The organism is Amycolatopsis sp. NPDC004772 (assembly GCF_053601215.1).
In genome coordinates this window covers 1-19,903 of record NZ_JBSGBK010000052.1, presented here as the reverse complement: position 1 = coordinate 19,903, position 19,903 = coordinate 1, and the positions used below count along the sequence as shown (strand labels likewise).

The 19,903-nt window shown below is 71.6% G+C and carries 21 protein-coding genes and 1 tRNA gene; 12 read left to right on the top strand and 10 right to left on the bottom strand.

What is annotated here, in order from left to right; all coding sequences use genetic code 11:
* The first annotated feature begins 11 nt into the window (after positions 1-11).
* The 4 genes from ACWEF6_RS27235 to ACWEF6_RS27220 all read left to right on the top strand — a co-directional run bounded on the left by ACWEF6_RS27235 (position 12) and on the right by ACWEF6_RS27220 (position 5,731).
* Positions 12-2,921, top strand: a complete 2,910-nt coding sequence (locus tag ACWEF6_RS27235) for an ATP-binding protein (protein WP_449685523.1) — start codon at positions 12-14, stop codon at positions 2,919-2,921.
* A 91-nt stretch (positions 2,922-3,012) separates the two neighbouring features.
* On the top strand, positions 3,013-3,621 hold the full coding sequence (locus ACWEF6_RS27230; RefSeq protein ID WP_449685563.1) for a DUF1345 domain-containing protein: 609 nt from the start codon (positions 3,013-3,015) through the stop codon (positions 3,619-3,621).
* Between the two features lie 72 nt (positions 3,622-3,693).
* Positions 3,694-4,584, top strand: a complete 891-nt coding sequence (locus tag ACWEF6_RS27225) for a LytR/AlgR family response regulator transcription factor (protein ID WP_449685522.1) — start codon at positions 3,694-3,696, stop codon at positions 4,582-4,584.
* Positions 4,585-4,597: 13 nt separating this feature from the next.
* Complete coding sequence (locus ACWEF6_RS27220) at positions 4,598-5,731, top strand: sensor histidine kinase (protein ID WP_449685521.1); 1,134 nt, start codon at positions 4,598-4,600, stop codon at positions 5,729-5,731.
* Between the two features lie 31 nt (positions 5,732-5,762).
* On the opposite strand, the gene ACWEF6_RS27215 is transcribed toward ACWEF6_RS27220, so the two are convergent.
* The 4 genes from ACWEF6_RS27215 to ACWEF6_RS27200 all read right to left on the bottom strand — a co-directional run bounded on the left by ACWEF6_RS27215 (position 5,763) and on the right by ACWEF6_RS27200 (position 9,384).
* Positions 5,763-6,455 (bottom strand): G1 family glutamic endopeptidase, encoded by a 693-nt coding sequence (locus tag ACWEF6_RS27215; protein WP_449685520.1) that lies wholly within the window; start codon positions 6,453-6,455, stop codon positions 5,763-5,765.
* A 188-nt stretch (positions 6,456-6,643) separates the two neighbouring features.
* Positions 6,644-7,699, bottom strand: coding sequence for an ABC transporter substrate-binding protein (locus ACWEF6_RS27210; RefSeq protein ID WP_449685519.1), 1,056 nt, complete (start codon positions 7,697-7,699; stop codon positions 6,644-6,646).
* Between the two features lies 1 nt (position 7,700).
* Positions 7,701-8,588, bottom strand: a complete 888-nt coding sequence (locus ACWEF6_RS27205) for an ABC transporter permease (protein WP_449677395.1) — start codon at positions 8,586-8,588, stop codon at positions 7,701-7,703.
* Positions 8,578-9,384 (bottom strand): ABC transporter ATP-binding protein, encoded by an 807-nt coding sequence (locus tag ACWEF6_RS27200; RefSeq protein ID WP_449685518.1) that lies wholly within the window; start codon positions 9,382-9,384, stop codon positions 8,578-8,580. Before ACWEF6_RS27200 ends, ACWEF6_RS27205 begins: the two co-directional genes overlap by 11 nt.
* 192 nt (positions 9,385-9,576) lie before the next feature.
* Here ACWEF6_RS27200 and ACWEF6_RS27195 point away from each other — a divergent pair, with 192 nt between their 5' ends.
* The gene (locus tag ACWEF6_RS27195; protein ID WP_449685562.1) at positions 9,577-11,154 is read left to right on the top strand and encodes an ATP-binding protein; all 1,578 of its coding nucleotides are present in this window, start codon (positions 9,577-9,579) and stop codon (positions 11,152-11,154) included.
* Positions 11,151-11,810, top strand: coding sequence for a response regulator (locus tag ACWEF6_RS27190; protein ID WP_449685517.1), 660 nt, complete (start codon positions 11,151-11,153; stop codon positions 11,808-11,810). Before ACWEF6_RS27195 ends, ACWEF6_RS27190 begins: the two co-directional genes overlap by 4 nt.
* Position 11,811: 1 nt before the next feature.
* Here ACWEF6_RS27190 and ACWEF6_RS27185 read toward each other — a convergent pair whose 3' ends face one another.
* Together ACWEF6_RS27185 and ACWEF6_RS27180 are read right to left on the bottom strand one after the other, a co-directional pair.
* Positions 11,812-12,435, bottom strand: coding sequence for a hypothetical protein (locus tag ACWEF6_RS27185; protein WP_449685516.1), 624 nt, complete (start codon positions 12,433-12,435; stop codon positions 11,812-11,814).
* 119 nt (positions 12,436-12,554) lie between these two features.
* Complete coding sequence (locus ACWEF6_RS27180) at positions 12,555-13,364, bottom strand: SDR family NAD(P)-dependent oxidoreductase (RefSeq protein WP_449685515.1); 810 nt, start codon at positions 13,362-13,364, stop codon at positions 12,555-12,557.
* 138 nt (positions 13,365-13,502) lie between these two features.
* On the opposite strand from ACWEF6_RS27180, the gene ACWEF6_RS27175 reads away from it, so the two are divergent.
* A complete protein-coding gene (locus tag ACWEF6_RS27175; RefSeq protein WP_449685514.1) occupies positions 13,503-14,297 on the top strand; it encodes a trypsin-like serine peptidase in 795 nt (264 codons plus the stop codon).
* A gap of 16 nt (positions 14,298-14,313) precedes the next feature.
* Positions 14,314-14,538 carry an RNA-binding S4 domain-containing protein gene (locus ACWEF6_RS27170; protein ID WP_449685513.1) on the top strand — a complete coding sequence of 75 codons (225 nt, stop codon included), beginning with the start codon at positions 14,314-14,316 and terminating at the stop codon, positions 14,536-14,538.
* A gap of 81 nt (positions 14,539-14,619) precedes the next feature.
* Here the strand turns inward: ACWEF6_RS27170 and ACWEF6_RS27165 are convergent, their stop codons facing one another.
* Positions 14,620-15,561 carry an Ldh family oxidoreductase gene (locus ACWEF6_RS27165; protein ID WP_449685512.1) on the bottom strand — a complete coding sequence of 314 codons (942 nt, stop codon included), beginning with the start codon at positions 15,559-15,561 and terminating at the stop codon, positions 14,620-14,622.
* A 101-nt stretch (positions 15,562-15,662) separates the two neighbouring features.
* On the opposite strand from ACWEF6_RS27165, the gene ACWEF6_RS27160 reads away from it, so the two are divergent.
* Entirely contained in the window at positions 15,663-15,944 is a 282-nt protein-coding gene (locus ACWEF6_RS27160) for a DUF2277 domain-containing protein (protein ID WP_310968125.1), read from the top strand.
* A gap of 1 nt (position 15,945) precedes the next feature.
* Here ACWEF6_RS27160 and ACWEF6_RS27155 read toward each other — a convergent pair whose 3' ends face one another.
* Complete coding sequence (locus ACWEF6_RS27155; protein ID WP_449685511.1) at positions 15,946-16,380, bottom strand: VOC family protein; 435 nt, start codon at positions 16,378-16,380, stop codon at positions 15,946-15,948.
* An 80-nt stretch (positions 16,381-16,460) separates the two neighbouring features.
* Here ACWEF6_RS27155 and ACWEF6_RS27150 point away from each other — a divergent pair, with 80 nt between their 5' ends.
* Positions 16,461-17,300, top strand: a complete 840-nt coding sequence (locus ACWEF6_RS27150; protein ID WP_449685510.1) for a patatin-like phospholipase family protein — start codon at positions 16,461-16,463, stop codon at positions 17,298-17,300.
* On the opposite strand, the gene ACWEF6_RS27145 is transcribed toward ACWEF6_RS27150, so the two are convergent.
* Positions 17,281-17,751 (bottom strand): hypothetical protein, encoded by a 471-nt coding sequence (locus tag ACWEF6_RS27145; protein ID WP_449685509.1) that lies wholly within the window; start codon positions 17,749-17,751, stop codon positions 17,281-17,283. The genes ACWEF6_RS27150 and ACWEF6_RS27145 overlap by 20 nt on opposite strands.
* Positions 17,752-17,815: 64 nt before the next feature.
* Here ACWEF6_RS27145 and ACWEF6_RS27140 point away from each other — a divergent pair.
* Positions 17,816-17,902: transfer RNA gene (locus tag ACWEF6_RS27140), tRNA-Ser, on the top strand.
* Positions 17,903-17,935: 33 nt separating this feature from the next.
* Here ACWEF6_RS27140 and ACWEF6_RS27135 read toward each other — a convergent pair.
* Complete coding sequence (locus ACWEF6_RS27135) at positions 17,936-18,391, bottom strand: MarR family winged helix-turn-helix transcriptional regulator (RefSeq protein WP_396136860.1); 456 nt, start codon at positions 18,389-18,391, stop codon at positions 17,936-17,938.
* A gap of 504 nt (positions 18,392-18,895) precedes the next feature.
* Here ACWEF6_RS27135 and ypfJ point away from each other — a divergent pair.
* A complete protein-coding gene (gene ypfJ, locus ACWEF6_RS27130) occupies positions 18,896-19,822 on the top strand; it encodes a KPN_02809 family neutral zinc metallopeptidase (protein ID WP_449685508.1) in 927 nt (308 codons plus the stop codon).
* The last annotated feature ends 81 nt before the right edge of the window (positions 19,823-19,903 follow it).

Genomic DNA, 19,903 nt, shown 5'->3' with positions numbered 1-19,903 from the left:
AGGAGGGTCGTATGTGGCTGACCACCCCCCGCCCCACCTCGGTTTCCGTCCGGTCCGGACCCGCCCGGCTGACCGGCCGCGACACCGAGCTCGACGCCATCGTCGCCGTGCTGCGGAGACGCCCGGCCGCGGTCCTCATCGAGGGCGAGCCCGGCATGGGCCGCACCCGGCTGCTCGCGGAGATCGGGCGGCGCAAGGAGTTCGACGGCGGCCGGGTGCTCACCGGCGCCTGCCAGCCGCTGCGGCAACCGTTTCCCTACGGGCCCGTCCTGGAAGCGCTTCGCGCGGTCGGCGACGCCCCGCTCGGGCCGCTCAGCCCGGTCGCCGGCGTGCTGCGGCCGTTGCTGCCGGAACTCGCGGAAGCGCTTCCCCCGCAGCCGGAACCCCTGACCGACCCGGTCGCCGAACGCCACCGCGTGTTCCGCGCGGTGCGGGAGCTCCTGCACGCCTGCGGCCCCACGCTCGTGCTGATCGACGACCTCCAGTGGGCCGACGAGGACACCCGTGACCTCATGCGGTTCCTGGCCGGCACGATGCCGCCCGAGCTGGCGGTGGTCGCCACCTACCGGTCGGCCACCGACGTCCGCCCCGGTCCGCTCGGGGCCCCGTTCCGGACCGACCCGGCGGTGCACTCCGCGCGCGTCGCGCTCGGGGCGCTCGACGTCGCGGCCGTGCGCGCGCTGGCCGTCGACATCCTCGAACTGCCCAGGGTGACCGACGACTTCGCGGCGAAACTGCACGAGTGCACGGCCGGGATCCCGTTCGTCGCCGAGGAAACCCTGCGCGCGCTGAAGGAAGCGGCCGAACGGCTCCCGGTCGGCGAGGTCCTCTCCGACCGCCTGCTCGAAAACCTCGAAGTGCCGGTGCTGCTGCGCGAATCCGTCACCGAACGGCTCGCCGCGCTGCCGGAGCCGGCGGTGCGGCTGGCCGGCGCGGCCGCCGTGCTCGGCGTCGGCGCGGAAGCGGCCGTGCTCGGCGAACTGGCCGGGCTCTCCGGTGACACCCTCCGCACCGCGCTGCTCGACACGCTCTCCGGCGGGGTGCTCGGCGAGGTCGGCGACGACCGGTACGGCTTCCGGCACCCGCTGGCGCGCAAGGCGGTCTACGACACGGTGAGCGGCCCGGAACGCGCTTTGCTGCACGCGCAGGCGATCCGCGTGCTCGCCGCGCAGCCGTCCCCGCCGCTCACGCTGCTGGCCCGGCACTCCCGCGCCGCCGGCCGCGTCGACCAGTGGCGCCACTACGCGGAAGCGGCCGCCGACGAGGCGATCACCCGCGGCGAGACGTCCCGCGCGATCGACCTCCTGCAGTCGGTGCTCGCCGAGCCCGGCCCGTCGCAGGCCGACACCGGGCGGGTGGCGGGCAAGCTGAGCCAGGTCGCGCTGCGGGGGTTCCGCCCCGAGGTGCTCGGCACGCTGCAGCGCGTCCTCGAAGAGGTGACGCTGCCGCCGTCGGTCCGCGGGTCGATCCGGCTGAGCGTCGGCATGCTGCTGGTCCGGACCATCGGCGGCCTCGGCCGCGGCCGGCTGGAGGTCGAGCGCGCGGTCGGCGAACTGACCGACCGGCCGGACCTCGCCGCCCGCGGGATCACCCTGCTCGCCCAGCCGATCGACGGGCTGACGCCGTTGTCGTGGCACGAATCCTGGCGCGCCCGCGCGGGCGAGGTGTACGAGCGGCTCGACGACCCCGAACTGCGGCTCGCGCTGACCGCCGACCGCATCGCCGCCGCCTCGCACGTCGGCGACGGCTCGGCGTGGGCGGAGTTCGAAGCGCTACCGGACACGGTCGGCACGGTCGCCGAGCGCGTCCAGCTGGCCCGGCTGTGGTGCAACCTCGCCGACGGGCAGTCCTGGGCCGGGCACCTCGACCGCGCGGACCGGCTGGTGACCGAGGGCGTCCGGCGCGCGACCGACGCGGGTGCGTTGTACGCGATCGGCCTGATCCAGGGCACCCGCGTCCGGCTCGACTGGGTGCGCGGGCGCTGGACCGGCCTCGCCGAGGCCGCCGAGCAGCTGCGGGACAGCTACCCGGAACTCGGCCCGATCGTGATGGAGTCCTCGCTCGTGCTCGGCGGGCTGGCGGCGGTGCGCGGCGAGTTCGCCGCCGCCCAGCGGCACCTGACCGCGGCGAGCGTGCACGCGCCGGACCGCGGCCCGATCCCGGTGGTCCTCTCGGCCGCCGGCGTGCTGATCTCCGTGCTCCTGGCGACCGACGACGTCGACGGCGCGTGCGCGGCGGCCGACACGGCGGTGGCCGCGGCCGGCCGCAAGGGGGTCTGGATGTGGGCCGCCGCGCTGGTCCCGGTGGCCGCGCAAGCGTATGCGCGGGCCGGGCGCTGGCCGGAGGCCGACAACGTCGTCGAAGCGTTCGCGCGCGGCATCGAAGGCCGGGACGCGCCGGTGGCCGCGGCCGCGCTGGTGGCGGGCCGCGCGGTGCTGCTCGAAGCACGCGGCAAGCACCTGGCCGCGGCGACGTTGTTCGACGAAGCCGCGTCCGGCTACGCGGCCCTGCCGATGCCCTACCCGGCGACGGCCATGCGCGAGCGCGCGTCGATGTGCCGGCTGGCCGCGGGCAACCGGTCGGCCGTCGACGAGCTGACGTCGGCGGCCGAGGCGTACGAGCAGCTCGGGGCGACCCGCGACGCCGGCCGCTGCCGTCACCAGCTGCGCGAGCACGGCGCTTGGGCACCCTCGCAGCGCGGACGGCGGGGGTATGGGAGCGAGCTGTCACCGCGGGAGCGCGAGGTGGCGCGGATGCTCGCGGAGGGCCGGACCAACCGGGAGATCGCGGACGGGCTGTTCCTTTCGCCGCGAACGGTGGAACAGCACGTGGCGAAGGTGCTGCGGAAGCTGGGCGCGCGGTCGCGGACGGACGTGGCCCGCAAGCTCCCCGGCGAGGTGACCACCGCGCCGGCTGGCTAGCCGAGCGGCGCCGTCCTACCTTGAGCGCGTGACAGAAGAGGCACTCCCCGCCTGGCGGCGGCGGACTTCCGGCGAGACCCGCTGGCCCGCGATGGGCGTCGTCGTCGCCACCCTCGTGCTGCAGGTCGCCCTGCCCGACGACATGGCCCTGCACCCGTGGTGGCTGCTGCCCGGCGTGTCCGTGCTGCTGGTCGTGGCCCTGCTGCTGGTCAACCCGGGGCGGATGTCGCAGTTCAGCGCCGTCGAGCGGACCATCTCACTGCTCATCGTCGGCCTCGTCACCGCGGTGAACGCCTGGTCCGCGGTGTCGCTCGTGTACGGCATCGCAACCGGCTCGGCCGGTGACCGCGCCGGCGCCGTGCTGGTCACCGGCGGGATCGTCTACTGGACGAACGTCGTCGCCTTTTCCCTCTGGTACTGGGAGTTCGACCGCGGCGGCCCGGGCCGGCGCGCCGCGGGCCAGGCCGAGCACCCCGACCTGCAGTTTCCGCAGATGGCCGACCCGGGCCTGGCGCACCAGGACTGGGAACCGTCCTATTTGGACTACCTGTACTTCTCGTTCACCAACGCGGCGGCCTTCAGCCCCACCGACGTCATGCCCCTGCGGATCTGGGCGAAGATGACGATGATGCTGCAGGCCGTCGTGTCGCTGGTGCTGGCGGTGATGGTGGTCGCCTGGGCGATCAACAACCTGAAGTGATTGTCCACTTCTTGACAATTGACTCCCGTCGGTGACGTCGGCGACCCTTGACCCGGACCGACCGAGGGATGCATGACCGACAAGAACGACGACGTGGTCAACCAGGTGGAGGGCGATCCCGCGACCGCCGTTCAGGTGCGGGACGTGCGTGGCCACCTATACGTGAATTCGCAGGTGTACAACGGCGAACCGCCGGCTCCACGCCCGAAGGGCGGGCGGTTGAACGTGCTCGCGGTCGACGACGAGGCCTACGCGCTGGAGGAGATCGTCCACCTGCTGCGCGCCGATCCGCGCGTCGGGAAGGTCGACGGCGTTTCCGACGCGCTCACGGCGACGCGGTACATCCACCAGGTCCTGCGCCAGAAGGAACAGCTGGACGCGGTGTTCCTGGACATCGAGATGCCCGGCCTGAACGGCCTCGACCTGGCTCGGATGATCGCCCGGTTCGCCGTACCGCCCGGGTTGGTGTTCGTCACCGCGTGGGAAGAGCACGCGCTCGAAGCCTTCGAACTCGAGGCCGTCGACTACCTGCTGAAGCCGGTCCGCACGGACCGGCTCGCCGACGCCGTGCGGAAGCTGCTCGACCGTGCCTCGTCATCCGACGGCGAAACGCCCGCAGATCCGCTGATCTCCGTGGAGCGCGACGGCGTCGAGGAATTCGTCCGCCTTTCCGAGGTGTGCCTGGCCGAGCTGGACGGGGACCGGGCCCGGTTGTCCACCCCGGCAGGCGAGTTCTCCGTCCGGGTACCGGTGTCGGTGCTGACCGCCGACTGGGCTGCCGCCGGGTTCGTCCGGATCGACGAGCAGCACTGGGTGGCGGTCAAGCACGTCGAAAACGTCCGGCTCGCAGACGAGGAGATGACCGTCCAGGCCGCGGGCCGCAGTTTGGTCGTCAGCCCGGAATACGTCCGTGAGGCGCGCAACCTGCTGGTCCGCTCGCGACGACGACCGGAGCGCCACTGAGGTGCCGGACGTCATGGGAGTCGCGGGGCTTTTCTGGCTCGTGACGGCCCTGTTCCTGCTGCGGGCCGCCCGAGCGCGACGCCGTCGTGAACTCCCTGCGCCCGTCCGGGAGCAGATCTTCGCCATTCTGCCGGTCGTTGCCGAATTTCGCCGTGGCCTCGGCGCCGAGGGCGCGGCACAGTTGCGAGCGCTGCTCAGCGTGTCCGCCGTCGTGATAGTCGACGAACAGGGCCCGATCGCCTGGGACGGCTCGGTCGACGAGGAACACGTCGACCGAGCCGGGCTGCTCGCGGCGAAGATGCTGGCCGGCGGCGTACCCGAACCGACAGCACAGGGCGCCTTCTGCGGTCGTCCGACCTGCCCCGTCCGGTACGCGACGACACTGCCGCTCAAGGCCGGCGACGTGATCCGGGCGGCGCTGGTCGTCTATTCGGCAGACCGGTCTGCCGTACGGGACGAGGTGCTGCGCGCGGTGGCCAGCTTGATTTCCGACCAGCTGAGCCTCGGTGAATGGGATCGGTTCGAGCCGTCCGTCGACGACCCGCCGCTGTTCGTCATCCCGGACGAGATCCCGGCCACGTTCGTTTCGCAGTCACTCACCGCGGTGGGCGCCCTGACGAGAACGGACCCGGAATCGGCGACCGAGCTGCTGCGCGAGTTCGCCGACTTCCTCCGCTACCGCTCCCGGCAGTACGGCGAGTTCACGGTGCTGGCCGACGAGGTGCGGTGCGTGGACCAGTACCTCATCCTGGCCCGGGAACTGCTCGGCGATCGGCTGACCGTGGTGGTGGACATCGCCCCCGAGGTGTTGCCGTTCAAAGTCCCGTTCCTGTGCCTGCAGCCGCTGGTCGAGCGGGCGGTGCAGTTCGCGCCCGGGCCGAGCCTGACGATTTCCGTGGCGGACGACGGCCCGGACGTCGTCCTCGGCGTCGAGCACGAGGATCCGCGGCTGGCGTACTCCGACGTCCCGATGGCCGGGCCGGTAGACAACTGGTGGGAGCGCCATGGGCGACGGTACCCGGGGGTGTCGGGCCTGTCTGCGTTGAGCAGGCGGCTCGCCCACCTGTACGGGGACGGCTTCTCACTCGAGGTGGACGTGCGGGCCGAAGCGACCACGAAAGTCACCCTGCGGTTGCCGAAGATCTGACGCCCCCGTGGATCCGGGGGCGTCAGATCGCTCAGTGGCGGGTCATCGTGAAGCTCTGGCCGTCGGAGCCGATCGCGCCCGGGGTCCACGTGTAGCTGCCCTTGTCGTCGGCGTTGAGGCCGGACGGGCTCGTCGAGGCCAGGTTCGTGCCGTTGAACTTGACGCCGGTGAACTTGATGCCGCCGGAGATCGAGGGGTAGGAGTCGGTCGGGGACTCGATGATCGCCTCCGCCGAGGCGTGCTTCGAGGTCAGGGACTTGGTGATCGTCTTGGACCAGCCCTTGGTCGTGTCGCTGATGTCGAGGCGGTACGTGTTTGTCGCCGTCCGGGTCACCGTGGCGGTGATATGGTCGCCGGCGCTGACGGAGTTCGAGTAGTACACCGGCGCGGCCGGGTACATCTCGTACCAGGCCTGGTAGACCGGGCGGCCGCTGGAGCAGTCGGTGGCCACGCCGGTCTGCTCCACAGTGGACGACCCGTCGCCGTCGATGCCGACCCACGGGGCGAAGAGATCGTTGGTGGAGGTGCAGGTCACGGACGGTTCCGTCCAGCTCGCGGTGGCCGTGGTGAAGCTGCCGAAGCTGACGTACCCGCCCCAGTTGCCGCCCGAGAACTGGTGACCGTGGAAGTGCGCGCCGAAGACGGCGGCGTGGGCGGTGCCCGAGAAAGCCAGCGAGGCCGCCGCGGCGGCGGCCACCGTGAGGACGCGGAGGGTTTTGGACATGCGGGGACTCCGTTCACCGAGGGGGACCGGGAAAACCGTGTCCTCAAGTGTTGGATCCCCACCGAAAATAAAGTAGCTACTTTCGCATGGTCTTAAATTGTCCGAAAAGACCCGTAAAGGCCTCCGCGGGGGAAAGAGGCCTTTACGGGTCCAGATCGCTCACCTACCGCCCGGTCAGGTGAGCGGGGCTACTGCTGCGCCTGTGCGTGCGCGGCGTCCACGAACTGCGTCGTGTACGTCTTCGACAGGTCGATCTTGTCCTTCTTCGGCTTCACGTTGCTCGACGACTCGCCGAGCACCTTCAGCACGTTCTGCGCCCCGGCCGGGTCCATCCGGCCGTCCTTGGTGAACATCGGCAGGCTGTCCCGCAGCGACTTGACGTACAGCGCCTTGTCCCCGCCGGCGAACGACGGCGGCATCATCGCGGCCACCTGTTCCGGTGTGTGCGAAGAAATCCACTTCAGGGTCTCGACGTACGCATTGGCCAGTTTCTGCACGATGTCCGGATAGCGTTTCACGATTTCGCAGCCCATGTACAGCGAGCTCGCCGGGTACAACCCGCCCAAAGCGGCTTTCGTGCCTTCGACCGTGCGCATGTCGTAGAGCACTTTCGCCTGGCCCGTGTTCGTCAGCTGCGCGATCGTCGGGTCGGTCGTCATGCCGGCGTCGATCGAGCCCTGGTTCATCGCCGAGATGAACGTCTGCCCGGCGCCGACCTTCACCGGCGTGTACTCCTTCGACGTGACGCCGCCGCGCAGGGCCAGCGCCTTGGTCAGGAAGTCCGTCGACGAGCCCAGCGACGTGACGCCGAGGTTGCGGCCCTTGAAGTCCGCGCCCGACCTGACCTCGCCGGCCTTGGCGGTCGCGACCATCTCGGCCTCGCCCGGCACGTTCGCGAACTGCACGACGCTCTCGATGCACTGCTCCTTGGCCTGCAGGTCGATCGTGTGGTCGTAGAACCCGACCACCGCCTGCACCTCGCCGGCCAGCAGCGACGTCTCGGCGTTCGCGCCGGACGGCTGGTCGAACAGCTCGACGTCGAGACCCTGCTTCTGGTACGCGCCGATCTGCTGGGCGAGCTGCCCGGGCAGGTAGATCACCTTCGACAGGCCGCCGACCATGATCTTGACGTGCGGCTGGCCGGTGGTGCCGAGCGCGATCTCCCGCGAGTCGCGGCAGGCGGTGAGCCCGGCGGCGGCGACCGCGACCGCGGCCACCACCCCGACTGTCCTCTTCAGACGCATGTCAGACCGCCTTGATCGCGGCTTCGGAGGCGGACGGTGGCCGCCACCGCAGCAGCCGGCCTTCCAGCGTGCTGATCCCCCACTCGGCCAGCAGCGCGACGACGGTGATGATCAGCATGCCGGCGTACACCCCGGCGGTGTCGAACGTGCCTTGCGCGTTGGCGATCAGGAAGCCCATGCCGGCCTTCGCGCCGGTGTACTCGCCGACCACCGCGCCGATCAGCGCGAAGCCGAACGCCACGTGCAGCGACGACAGGATCCACGACGTCGCGCTGGGCAGCACGATCGACTTCAGCACCTGGCCGCGGGTCGCACCGAGGATGCGGGCGTTGTCGATCAGGTTGCGGTCGACCTCGCGGGCGCCGGTGAAGGCGTTGAAGAACACCGCGAAGAACACGAGCACGACGACGGTCGCGACCTTCGACGACAGCCCGAGCCCGAACCAGATGACGAACAGCGCGGCGAGCACGATGCGCGGCAACGCGTTGGCGGCCTTGATGAACGGCGCCAGCACCTGGGCGAGGTACGCGCTGCGGCCGAGGATCACGCCGAACACGACACCGAAGATGGCGCCGATGACGAACCCGAGCGCGGCTTCCTCGACGGTCACCAGGATCTGGTACCAGATCGAGCCGAAGTCGGTGCCGGTGCTGAACCACTCGACCAGCCGTTCCCAGATCTTCGACGGCTTCGAGTAGAAGAACGGGTCGATCCAGTACGTGGCGGTCAGCTCCCAGCTGCCCAGCCACACGACCACGATCGCCAGGCGCAGCAGCCAGATGTTGCGCTTGCGGCGGGCGGTCGCCTGCTTGGCACGGGCCAGGATGTCCTGCTCGGTTTCGAGCACGGGGAGGGGCGCGGACGTGGCCGCGGGGGTCTCAAGCGACATTGCTCGCTCCCTTCTCACGGGCCTTGTCGACCTCGCTGCGCAGTGATTCCCAGATGTCGGCGTAGAGCTTGCGGAACTCCTCGGTCAGCCGCAGTTCCTCCACCTTCCGCGGCCGGTCCAGGGGGATCTCGAAGACGTCCTTCACGGTGGCCGGCCCGGTCGTCAGCACGACGACCTTGTCCGCCAGCGCGATGGCCTCGTCGAGGTCGTGCGTCACGAAGATGACCGCGGCCCCCGAACCGGACCACAGCCGCAGCAGCTCGTCCTGCATCAGCGCCCGCGTCTGGACGTCGAGCGCCGAGAACGGCTCGTCCATCAGCAGGATCTTCGGCTTGGTGACCAGCGTCTGGGCCAGCGCGACGCGCTTGCGCATCCCGCCGGAAAGCTGGTGCGGGTAGTACTTCTCGAACCCGGCGAGCCCGACGCGGGCGATCCAGTCGACGGCCTGCGCGCGGGCTTCGGCCTTCGGCACCCCGCGGAACCGCGGGCCGGACGCGACGTTCTCCAGCACCGAGCGCCACGGCATCACGGCGTCGGTCTGGAACATGTAGCCGACCCCGTCGGGGATGGACTTCACGTCCTCGCCGTTCACCCGCACCCGGCCGGCCGACGGCGGCTGCAGGCCGGAGACCAGCGAGAGCGTCGTCGACTTGCCGCAGCCGGTGGGGCCGACGACGGCGACGAACTCGCCGGGCTGGACGGTCATGGTCAGGTCGCGGACGGCCGTGTGCACGGAACCGGACCCGCTCGGGAACCGTTTGGTGGCTCCGGTGAGTTCGATCAGTGGGGGAACCATGGTGGAGGTGACTCCTTCGTCACGTGGTGGGGCTCACGTTGGGAAGGGACGTTAAGGACGCGTGGCGCCCAGGTGAAGCTTGTCGACGTTCTCCGCGCGAGCTGTGCGTTCTGAATGTTTTGCTCATTTAGCGCACCGGCTTGACCTGGGGGTATGGTCCCGGCCATGCCAAAGTGGGCGCTCTTCCCGCGGATGCGGTTCAGCAGGCAGGTGCTGCTGCTGCAGATCGGCGTGGTCGCCTTGGTCGTGGGACTCGGGGTCGCCCTGGTCAGCCTGCTCCTCTCCCGCACCCTCACCGACCAGTACGGCCGCCGGGCGCTGGCCATCGCGAAGTCGGTCGCCGCGGACCCGGTCGTCGTCGCCAACGCGGCCGCGAAGCTCCCCGGCGGCCCCCTCGAACAGCGGGTTCTGGCCGTCACGAAGGCCAACGAGGCGCTCTTCGTCGTGATCACCGACGACAAGGGCATCCGGCTCGCGCACCCGACGGAGAGCCTGATCGGCCAGAAGGTGAGCACCTCCCCCGATGTCGCCCTCGCCGGACAGGATGAAGTCAGCGCGGTGCAGAGCGGCACGCTCGGGCTGTCCGTGCGCAGCAAGACCCCGATCTGGCAGGGAAACCGCGTGGTCGGCGAGGTCAGCGTCGGGTTCGAGGTCGGCGATCCGACGGGTGACTTCAACCGCCTGCTGACCATCACGCTGCTGTTCGCGGGCGGCGCGCTGCTGCTCGGCGCAGGCGCGTCGGCCCTGCTGAACCGGCGGCTGCGGCGCGTCACCCACGGTCTCGAACCGCACGAACTCACCGAGCTGCTCTACGAACGCGAAGCCGTGCTGCACGGAATCGGCGAAGGCGTGCTCGCCGTCGACGAAGCGAACCGCGTCTCGGTCCGGAACGACGAAGCGGAACGCCTGCTGGGCACCGAACTCCCGATCGGCGCGGCGATGGCCGAACTGTCGCTTTCCCCTCGGGTCCACAAGGCCGTCGAGGAGGGGCGGCCGGTCGACAACCTCCTCGCGGTGGCCGGAAACCGGGTGCTGGTGATCAACTCGCGGGCCGTCCGCCTGGACGACCGGCCGATCGGCACCGTGCTCACCTTCCGCGACCGCACCGACCTCGACACGCTCACCCGCGAGCTCGACGGCATCCGTGCCCTCTCCGACGGCCTGCGCGCCCAGCGGCACGAGTTCGCCAACCGGCTGCACACGCTCTACGGGCTGCTCCAGCTCGGCCACCACGCCGAGGCCGTCGAGTACCTGCAGACGCTGACGGACTCGTCGTCGGCGCGGCCGAGCGAGCTGGGCGACGCCGTCGCCGACCCGTACCTGCAGGCGCTGCTGGTCGCGAAAACCGAGCAGGCGCAGGAAAAGGGCCTCACGCTCAAGCTCGCTGAAGACACCTGGGTATCCACCACGGTGACCGACCCGATCGCCGCCAACACGGTGATCGGCAACCTCGTCGACAACGCCCTGCACGCCGCCCGGATGGGCCCGCGGCGGCCGGCGACCGTGGAGGTCGGGCTGCTCGCCGAGGGCGGCACCCTGCACGTGTCCGTTGTGGACAGTGGGCCCGGCGTTCCCGCGGACCTGCGGCGGACGTTGTTCGACGAGGGCGTCTCGACGAAGATCGCGCCCGGGCACGGCCTCGGCCTCGCACTCGCCCGGCAGGCCGCCCGCGCCCGCGGCGGCGACGTCTGGCTGGCCGACCCCGGCGAAGGCGAGACGGGCGCCCTGTTCGTCGCGAAACTGCCCGGAACGCTGACGGAGGACGGATGATCCGCACGCTGATCGTCGACGACGACTTCCGCGTGGCCGGCGTGCACGCCGGGTTCGTCGAGGAGGTCGAGGGCTTCGCGGTGGTCGGCACCGCGCACACCGCCGCCGAGGCGCGCGCCCGCGTCCGGGAGCTCGCGCCGGACCTCGTCCTGCTCGACGTCTACCTGCCCGACGAGTCCGGCCTCGCGGTGCTCCCGGAGCTGCAGACCGACACGATCGTGCTGTCCGCGGCGACCGACAGCGCGTCGATCGCCGCCGCGATCCGGGCCGGTGCGCTGAACTACCTGATCAAGCCGTTCACCACCCGCCAGCTCGCGGAACGGCTGACGTCGTACGCGCGCTTCCGCGGCCTGCTCGCCGAAGACCGGGCGCTGGCCCAGGACGACGTCGACCGCGCGTACCGGGTGCTGCACGACCAGGACCGCACGACCGCACCGAAGGGCCAGTCGACGGCGACGTCCCGGCTCGTCTCGGAGCAGCTGCGGCGGGCGGGGCGGCCGCTGTCGGCCGCGGAGGTCGCGGGCGAGCTCGGCATGGCGCGGGCGACGGCCCAGCGGTACCTCACCGCGCTGGCCGAGTCGGGGACGGTCCAGATGCGGCTGCGCTACGGCGCGACCGGCCGCCCCGAGCACGAATACCGCTGGTCAGGGGCCTGACTCAGCGGCCGCCGTAACGCTGGGCCATGCTCTCGGCGACCTCGACCCAGGCCTGGATCGGGTTGGGGGCCGACGACGGGGCGGCCGACGGCGGCAGGTCGACCCGCGCCTCGGCCTCCTCGTCCGGCACCGGCTTCTTCGGCTGCGGTTTGGCCTGCGCCTGGACCTGCTTCGGCGCCGGCTTCGCGGGCACCGGCACGAACACGGTCTTCGGCGCGGGCGTGACGACGACCGGCGCCTGCGGAACCGGCTGCGGTTCCGGCGCGGGAGCCGCGGCCACCGCCGGGCGCGCGTCGAGCTGGGCGACGTCCCGTTCCGGCGGGGAGAACAGGCCGCCGGTGAAGAGGCCGCCACCCAGCCAGCCGGCCGCGACGAGCAGCACCGCGGCCCCGCCGCCGAGCCAGATCCGGGCGCGCCGCCGGATCACCACGGACTTGGGCCGCAGGTCCTGGTCGCACACCGGCGGCCGGGTGTAGATAGGCGCGTCCTCCAGCCGCGCCACCTCGTCGTCGGTGCGGCGGCGCCGGGGCAGGCTCGCGGCGACGATGCCGGTGCGGTCCAGCAGCTCCACCGCGGTGCGGTCGCTGGACGAACGGGTCGCACTGCGCGGTGCGGTGCGAAGCATCGGGGACCTCCGGGACGGGGCTGGCGGACCCCACGCATTCTGGACCATTTCGGACGGTGCTGTCCGAAACGCAACTCGATTGAGTGACAGAGCGGCGTGAAAATGATTCGGTTTCTTCGCTATGCCTTCAACCCGAGCCGCGCGAGGGCCGCCAACGGCCGCTGATAAGCCGAGCCGAGCACGCGGGGAATGGCGTCGATGACGTAGGCGTCCGGTCCGATCAGGATCCGCGCCGACTTCCGTTCGATCCCGCGCAGGATCGTCTGCGCCGCCTTCTCCGGTGTCGTGCGGGCGATCCGCTCGAAGCCCTGCGCGGCCTTCTCCTGGTCCTCGGCCGCGCTGCGGGAGTTGCGCACGATGTTGGTTTTGATCCCGCCCGGGTGCACGCAGCTCACCGCGACCGGGTGCCGCGCGATCAGCATTTCCTCGCGCAGCGCTTCGGTGAATCCGCGCACCGCGAACTTCGCCGCGTTGTAGGCGCTCTGCGTCGGCACGCCGACGAAGCCGAAGACGCTGGAAATGTTGACGACGTGCCCGTCCCCGGACGCGATCAGGTGCGGCAGGAACGCCTTCGTGCCGTTCACGACCCCGCCGAGGTTGATGCCCATCAGCCAGTCGTAGTCCTCGAACGTCATTTCCTCGACGGTCGCGCCGAGCGCCACGCCGGCGTTGTTCACGACGACGTTGACCCCGCCGAACTCGTCGGCGACGTCTTCGGCGTGCGCGAGCACGGCACTGCGGTCGGCGACGTCCAAGGTGTACGCGCGGGCGTTGTCGCCGGCGAGCTTCGCCGTCTCCTCGGCGTTCGCGGTGACGACGTCGGAAAGCGCGACGCGGGCCCCGCGGCGGGCGAACTCGCACGCGAGCGCGCGGCCGATGCCCGAGCCCGCTCCGGTGACCACCACGACCTTGTCCGCGAACTGCTTCATCGGCCCTCCCGACAACCCGGTGTTACTACCGAGTAGGGAATCGTAGCGGCTGTGAGCTTGCTGTGGGTGTGCTGATTGTGTCGGTGCGTCGCCCTATGGTGGTCTCGTCGGCAGCACCGGACGAGGGAGGCGAAGCTCATGCAGCGGCCAGCCGTCCTGCTCACCGTCGCCGCGATCGTGCTGCTCGGCATCACCTTCGTCGTGGTCGTCGCGGCCCGGCCGGCCCAGCTCGCGGACGCGACGACGCCGGAGGCCGCCACGGTCGAGGCGGCTCCGGTGGCCGCCCTGCCCGCGGTGTCGAGTCCCGCGGTCGGCGCGTTGTTCGCCGAGGGCGCGCACTACTGCACGGCCAGCGTCGTGCACAGCGAGCGCGGCGACGTGCTGCTGACCGCGGCCCACTGCATCCACAACGGCGAGGGCGGCGGCTACCTCACCGGCGTCACCTTCGCCCCCGGCTACCACGACGGGGTCGCGCCGTTCGGCTACTGGACGGTGTCGGACGAGCTCGTCGCCCCGGGCTGGACGGCGTCGTCGGACCCGGACCTCGACGTCGGCTTCGCCACCGCGCACCAGGCGGGCACCACGAAGCCCCTCGAGAGCCTGGTCGGGGCGAACCTGCTGGCCACCGGCACGGCGTTCGAGCAGCCGATCACGCTCACCGGCTACCCGGACGACTCCGACGTCCCCGCGGTCTGCCAGAACACCACCAGCAAGCAGGACACCTTCCAGCTGAAGGTGGACTGCGCCGGTTTCCCGACCGGCACCAGCGGCGGCCCGTGGGTGACCGGCCAGAACCCGGAAACCCGGCTCGGCACGGTCATCGGCGTCATCGGCGGCTTCGAGTTCGGCGGCGACGACGCCGACACGTCGTACTCGAGCTACTTCGACACGGACGTCCTGGCGCTCTACCGGCAGACGACCGCCCGCACCTAGGCGGCATGATGCGGGCATGAGCGAGCCCGTCGACGTACCCATCACCGGAGAGCCGATCCGGCTCGGCCAGTTCCTCAAGCTGGCCGGCCTGGCCGAGGACGGCTCCCACGCCAAGGACCTGATCGACGCGGAAGAGGTCACGGTCAACGGCGAGGTCGAGACCCGCCGCGGCCGCCAGCTCACCGACGGCGACATCGTGGCGGTGGGCCCCGACCGCGGCAAGGTCGTCCTGGTCCACTGAGCCCGGCTCCATGCGCCCCAATGTGGCGTTCGGTGCGTCCAACGCACCCAACGCCACATTGGGGCGTTTGGGCGGGCCGGGTCAGCCGACGCTGGTCAGCGGTGGCAGGCCGAGCGCCCCGGCGAGCGCGTCCAGCTCGCGGCGCACCGGCCCGGCCAGCGGCACCCCCAGGGCCCGGCACTGCTCGAGGTGCTGGGCCTCGCGCCAGCCCGGGTAGCGGATCGGCGCGCCGCCGTCCCAGCCGAGCATGCTGCCGAACAGGGCGCTCGCCGCGCGGTAGAAGCCGTCGGCGCTGCGCAGCGTCGTCGGCGCGATCGCCAGCACCAGCAGGCCGGTGTCGTGCTCGTGGTCGGCGACGCCGGACAGCACGCCGGCGAGGACCTCGACCAGCAGCGTCAGCCCGGCCGCTTCCGCGCCGGGGCGGTCCATGTCGAAGACGAACTCGGGGTACGCGCCGCCCGGCGCGGCCATGCCCAGCGGGTTCATCGGCTGGCCGGGCTCGCCGCCCGCGGCCAGCACCAGCCCGATCATGGCGTGCGGCAGCGCGCGGGCGGCGTGGTGGCCGGCCCGGCCGAACGGCCCGATGCCGCGCAGCGAGACGAGCCCGACGCCGAAGCGGCCGGCCCGCGTCACCGCCCGGTCCATGGCGTCGCCGACGGCCCAGAGCCCGGGCGCGCGGCGGTAGTCGAGCAGTGCGGCGGCCCCGCGGTCGGCGATCATCAGCGGCTCGGCGTGCGGCACGACGAGCCCGGTCTTCAGCAGCGGCAGGTGGACGCGGGTCAGGTCGGCGACCCCGGTCTCCGGCGAGCCGGTGAGGTCGCCGTGGCAGAGCGCTTCGGCGGCGATCCGGGCGCGGGTTTCGGGGAGACCGTGCGCGGCGAACACGTGGGCCACGAGGGTGACCAGTTCGTCGGCCCGCACGCGGGGCCAGGCCTGTTCCGGGATCGGGGTTTCCGGGAGTTCTTCTTCGAGGACGCCGGGTTCGGGGCGGGCGGAGCGGAACGGGCGCGGTCTGAGAGGCACTTCCCCGACCTTGCCCAGCGCCGCCGCGGGCGTCAACGACGACGGCCCCGGCCTACCCGACCGTGTGATCGAGTGGTCCGCAGCGACGTACCCTGGGCGGCATGTGCCGAAACATCACCACCCTGCGGGGGCTGCAACCGGCCGCGACGGGCGAGGAGATCGAGGCCGCGGCCCGCCAGTACGTCCGCAAGGTCACCGGCGTGCAGTCGCTGTCGCCCGCCACCCGCGAGCCGTTCGAGGCGGCGGTCGCGGAAATCACCCGGATCACCGCGCAGCTGCTGGAGGAGCTGCCCGAGCGCCGCCAGCCGCCGGCGACCGTGCCGCCGCTGCGCCGTCCGGAGGTGCAAGCGCGGATCGCCGCGAAGGCGTTGCGCCAGCCCTGAATCAGCGCACGGGCTGGGCGTAACCCCGCTCGCCGGTGTGGTCGGCTCTGTCGTCCTTCGACACGCTGTAGAGCCGGATCTCGGTGCCGTCGGGGTCGTTGAAGCGGACCATCCAGCCGGTGGTGGCTTCGATCAGCGGCGGGTGCTCGACGCCGAGCTCGTCCAGCCGCGCGAGCCACGCCTCGGCGGCCGCGCGGTCGGCGATCGAGAAGCAGACCGGGTCGAACCCGGCCAGCCCGGCGGCGGCCGTCCCCTGCACGCGCAACGCCACCGGCACGCCGTCGACGCTCCCGGCCACGCCGCGCACGACGCCGTCGGCGTCCGGGAACTCGTGGGTGACGTCGAGCCCCAGCACGCGCTCGTACCACGCGCGGCTGCGCGCCAGGTCGCTCACCGGGAACTTGACGTGGTGGAAGCCTTCGATCTTCGCGGTCATCGCCGCCCCTCTCGCCTCGCCGGCCTGGAGCGTAGCGCCGGCCGCCGGAAATCGTCGGTCCCCGTCGTTAGGCTGCCCGCATGGGCGGACAAGCACTGGTTTTGGGCGGCGGCGGGGTCGCCGGGATCGCATGGACGACGGGGTTGCTGGTGGGGCTGGCCGAGCACGGTCAGGACCTGACGGGCGCGGACCTGCTCGTCGGGACGTCGGCGGGGTCGGTCGTGGCCGCGCAGGTGGCGAGCGGCCGTCCGCTGGCCGAGCTGTACGCGCGCCAGGCCGATCCGGCCCTGCAGACGCCGGAGATCCCGGCCGAGATCGACTTCGAGAAGTTCGCCGCCGACTTCGGCGGCGCGGTCACCGGCGCGAGCGACCCGGCCGAGGTGCGCCGGGCGGTCGGGAAGCTGGCCTTGGCGGCCGAAACGGTGTCCGAGGCGGATCGCCGCGCGGTGATCTCGGCGCGGCTGCCGGTGCACGAGTGGCCGGCACAGCGCCTCGTGATCGTGGGCGTGGACGCGGAGACCGGCGAGCCGCGGCGGTTCGACCGCGAGTCCGGCGTCCCGCTGGTCGACGCGGTGGCGGCGAGCTGCGCGGTCCCCGGCGTCTGGCCGGCGGTGACCATCGGCGGCCGCCGGTACGTCGACGGCGGCGTCCGCTCGGCGGAGAACGCCGACTACGCGGCCGGCTTCCAGCGCGTGACCGTGGTTTCGCCGTTGGGGGCGGACGCCCCGCTGCCGATGGAGAAGCCACTGCTGGAGGTGCTGGAGGACCTGCGCACGGCGGGCGCGCAGGTCGCGCTGATCACGCCGGACGAGGCGTCGAAGGCAGCGGTCGGCGAGAACCCGCTGGACCCGGCCACGCGCACGCCGGCCGCCGAAGCGGGGCGCGCGCAAGGTGCCGCGCTCACGCTGACCTGGTCCTGAGCGGCCGGGCCGGCACCAGCAGGCCGGCGATGCCGAGCAGCAGCCCGCCGCCCGCGACGGCGAAGATCCAGGTGCCCGGCAGCCGGGCTTCGCCGGCGGTGTCGGTCGCCATCTCGGCCCTGCCAGGCCAGTGGCGCACCTCGAGGCGGCTGCCCCGGACGTAGCCGCGACCGGTGCGGACGCGGGTGTGGCGGTCGTAGCTCGTGGGGGTCTGCACGTCCATGAGCCGGCCGTCGACGCGCGCGACGACCCGGCCCACGTCGACCACGCGTTCCACGGTCGCCGGGGCCACCACCGAACCGGCCCGCTCCCGCAGCGTGGCCGCGAGGAAGACCAGGTCGCCGAAGGACACCAGCGCGAGCGCCAGGCAGGCCATCGAGAACGCCGTCACCGGCGCACCCCGGGTGCCCGGCTCCCAGCCGGGGCCGTCCGGGTCCCATCGCGTGCGCATGCCGTGAGCACGCCGGAGGCGCGGCCCGGGTTGCCTCGGGCCGTCGGCTACGCTCGTGGTGCGAGGTAGCGTGTCCGAGCGGCCGAAGGAACATGTCTTGAAAACATGCGAGGGGGCAACCTCTCCGTGGGTTCGAATCCCACCGCTACCGCACTGAGAACCCGGGCGCCCGCCGCGCCCGGGTTCAGTTTTCCGGCTCCAGCAGGTGCGCCTGCACGCGCTCGAACGCCGCGGCGATCGTCGCCTGCTCCTCGGGGCTCAGCAGGTCGATGAGGTGCTCGCGCACGCCCTCCACGTGCGTCGGCGCCGCCTTCTCCAGCAGCGCCAGGCCCTCGTCGGTCGCCTCCGTGATCACACCGCGCTTGTCCTCCGGGTCACGCGCCCGCCGGACCAGGCCCGCCTCCTCCAGCTTGGCCACCTGGTGCGACAGCTTGCTCTTCGTCGACCCCATGTACATCGCCAGCTCGGACATCCGCATCCGGCGGCCGGGCTGCGACTGCAGGCAGACGAGCACTTCATAGTCGGTCAGCGACACCTCGTGCCGTTCGGCCAGCTCGCGGTGCAGCCGCTGCCGCAGCAGGAGGGTGGACACGACGTAGGAGCGCCACGCCGCCATCTCGGCATCGTTCAACCACCGCACCGCACGCTCCTCGGCCATAAGGCAGCGTAGAACGCTGATCAACGAACCGCGCGCTCCGACGCCGATCCGTCGGCCGGTGAAAACCCCGGCGCAACATCGCCCGAAGGTGGGGTTACGAAAAGGTTGAGACTCGGCCGGGAAAGGCGCATTCTGCTTGTCGGTGGACGGTCGGTCAGGGTAGACGGCGCGGCTCTCCGCCAGGAGAGGTCAGGTGGTTGTGTGGCGGGTGATTCTCGCGGTTGACCGCCAGCTGCGTCCCCGCGACCGGAACGGACACCTACCGGTTCGGCCGCGATTGTGAACAGCCGAGAGCGGGCTTCCATGCGTATCACGCATACGGCGTCGGTCGGGCCTGGCTCCGGTCACGGCCTCGGAAGCCGTGATGACAGCGCCTGAACGCCGGCCCAGGAAGCGGCCAACCGCTCGACCAAAGACATACCTCGGTACAAGCCTGGGTGCGCCCGTCAGCGCGACGGCCGCACCCAGGCTCGTTAACATTTGCGGGTGAGATTCGACGACGACGCCGGTCTGGACGCCTCCGAAGTCCAGGACCTGCGCGGAAGCGGTGGAGGCGGCGGCGGGATCGGCGGCCGCGTGGCGCTCGGCGGCGGTGGGCTCGGGATCGTCGGCGTGATCATCTACTTCGTGCTGTCCCAGCTGGGCGGGGTCAGCACCGGCGGCAGCGGCCTGAGCGGCGGGCTCGGCAGCGTCGGGTCCGGCCAGCAGGTCGACAACTCGAAGCTCGCCGGCGAGTGCAAGACCGGGGCCGACGCCAACAAGAACCACGACTGCGCGATCGTCGCGGTCGTGAACTCCGTCCAGGACTACTGGGCGCAGCAGTTCGCCCGCTCCGGCTCGACGTACCAGAAGGCCCCGACGAAGTTCTTCAACGGCGGCGTGCGCACCGGCTGCGGCAGCGCCACCTCCGACACCGGCCCGTTCTACTGCCCGGCCGACTCGGACGTCTACATCGACCTGTCCTTCTTCGACGAGCTGAAGACCCGCTTCGGCGCGCAGGGCGGGCTCTTCACCGAGGCGTACGTGCTCGCCCACGAGTACGGCCACCACGTGCAGAACCTGCTCGGCACCTCCCGCAAGGGCACCGGCACCGGCCCGACGTCCGGTTCGGTGCGGCTGGAGCTGCAGGCCGACTGCTACGCCGGCGTCTGGGCCAACCACGCCTCGACGACGCCGACCGAGAGCGGCAAGCCGCTGATCACCGACGTCACCCAGGACGACGTCAACTCCGCGCTGGACACCGCGTCCCGCATCGGCGACGACTACATCCAGGAGAACCTCGGCGGCGGCCAGGTGGACCGCTCGAAGTTCACCCACGGCACGTCCGCGCAGCGCAAGAAGTGGTTCACCACCGGCTTCCAGACCGGCGAACCCGCGCGCTGCGACACCTTCGGCACCAACAACCTGGGCTAGCAAGCGCCCCAATGTGGCATTGGTTGCGTCCAGCGCACCCAATGTGGCGTTCGGTGCGTCCAACGCACCGAACGCCCCCAA

What these genes read in the sequence shown, in the direction of transcription:
- ACWEF6_RS27160 (WP_310968125.1), top strand. Translation starts at nt 15,663, where the DNA reads ATGTGCCGAAACATCACCACCCTGCGGGGGCTGCAACCGGCCGCGACG.
- ACWEF6_RS27185 (WP_449685516.1), bottom strand. Translation starts at nt 12,435, where the DNA reads ATGCTTCGCACCGCACCGCGCAGTGCGACCCGTTCGTCCAGCGACCGC.
- ACWEF6_RS27205 (WP_449677395.1), bottom strand. Translation starts at nt 8,588, where the DNA reads ATGTCGCTTGAGACCCCCGCGGCCACGTCCGCGCCCCTCCCCGTGCTC.
- ACWEF6_RS27215 (WP_449685520.1), bottom strand. Translation starts at nt 6,455, where the DNA reads ATGTCCAAAACCCTCCGCGTCCTCACGGTGGCCGCCGCCGCGGCGGCC.
- ACWEF6_RS27210 (WP_449685519.1), bottom strand. Translation starts at nt 7,699, where the DNA reads ATGCGTCTGAAGAGGACAGTCGGGGTGGTGGCCGCGGTCGCGGTCGCC.
- ACWEF6_RS27145 (WP_449685509.1), bottom strand. Translation starts at nt 17,751, where the DNA reads ATGCGCACGCGATGGGACCCGGACGGCCCCGGCTGGGAGCCGGGCACC.
- ACWEF6_RS27225 (WP_449685522.1), top strand. Translation starts at nt 3,694, where the DNA reads ATGACCGACAAGAACGACGACGTGGTCAACCAGGTGGAGGGCGATCCC.
- ACWEF6_RS27235 (WP_449685523.1), top strand. Translation starts at nt 12, where the DNA reads ATGTGGCTGACCACCCCCCGCCCCACCTCGGTTTCCGTCCGGTCCGGA.
- ACWEF6_RS27175 (WP_449685514.1), top strand. Translation starts at nt 13,503, where the DNA reads ATGCAGCGGCCAGCCGTCCTGCTCACCGTCGCCGCGATCGTGCTGCTC.
- ACWEF6_RS27170 (WP_449685513.1), top strand. Translation starts at nt 14,314, where the DNA reads ATGAGCGAGCCCGTCGACGTACCCATCACCGGAGAGCCGATCCGGCTC.
- ACWEF6_RS27220 (WP_449685521.1), top strand. Translation starts at nt 4,598, where the DNA reads ATGGGAGTCGCGGGGCTTTTCTGGCTCGTGACGGCCCTGTTCCTGCTG.
- ACWEF6_RS27190 (WP_449685517.1), top strand. Translation starts at nt 11,151, where the DNA reads ATGATCCGCACGCTGATCGTCGACGACGACTTCCGCGTGGCCGGCGTG.
- ACWEF6_RS27195 (WP_449685562.1), top strand. Translation starts at nt 9,577, where the DNA reads ATGCGGTTCAGCAGGCAGGTGCTGCTGCTGCAGATCGGCGTGGTCGCC.
- ACWEF6_RS27200 (WP_449685518.1), bottom strand. Translation starts at nt 9,384, where the DNA reads ATGGTTCCCCCACTGATCGAACTCACCGGAGCCACCAAACGGTTCCCG.
- ACWEF6_RS27155 (WP_449685511.1), bottom strand. Translation starts at nt 16,380, where the DNA reads ATGACCGCGAAGATCGAAGGCTTCCACCACGTCAAGTTCCCGGTGAGC.
- ACWEF6_RS27230 (WP_449685563.1), top strand. Translation starts at nt 3,013, where the DNA reads ATGGGCGTCGTCGTCGCCACCCTCGTGCTGCAGGTCGCCCTGCCCGAC.
- ACWEF6_RS27180 (WP_449685515.1), bottom strand. Translation starts at nt 13,364, where the DNA reads ATGAAGCAGTTCGCGGACAAGGTCGTGGTGGTCACCGGAGCGGGCTCG.
- ACWEF6_RS27150 (WP_449685510.1), top strand. Translation starts at nt 16,461, where the DNA reads ATGGGCGGACAAGCACTGGTTTTGGGCGGCGGCGGGGTCGCCGGGATC.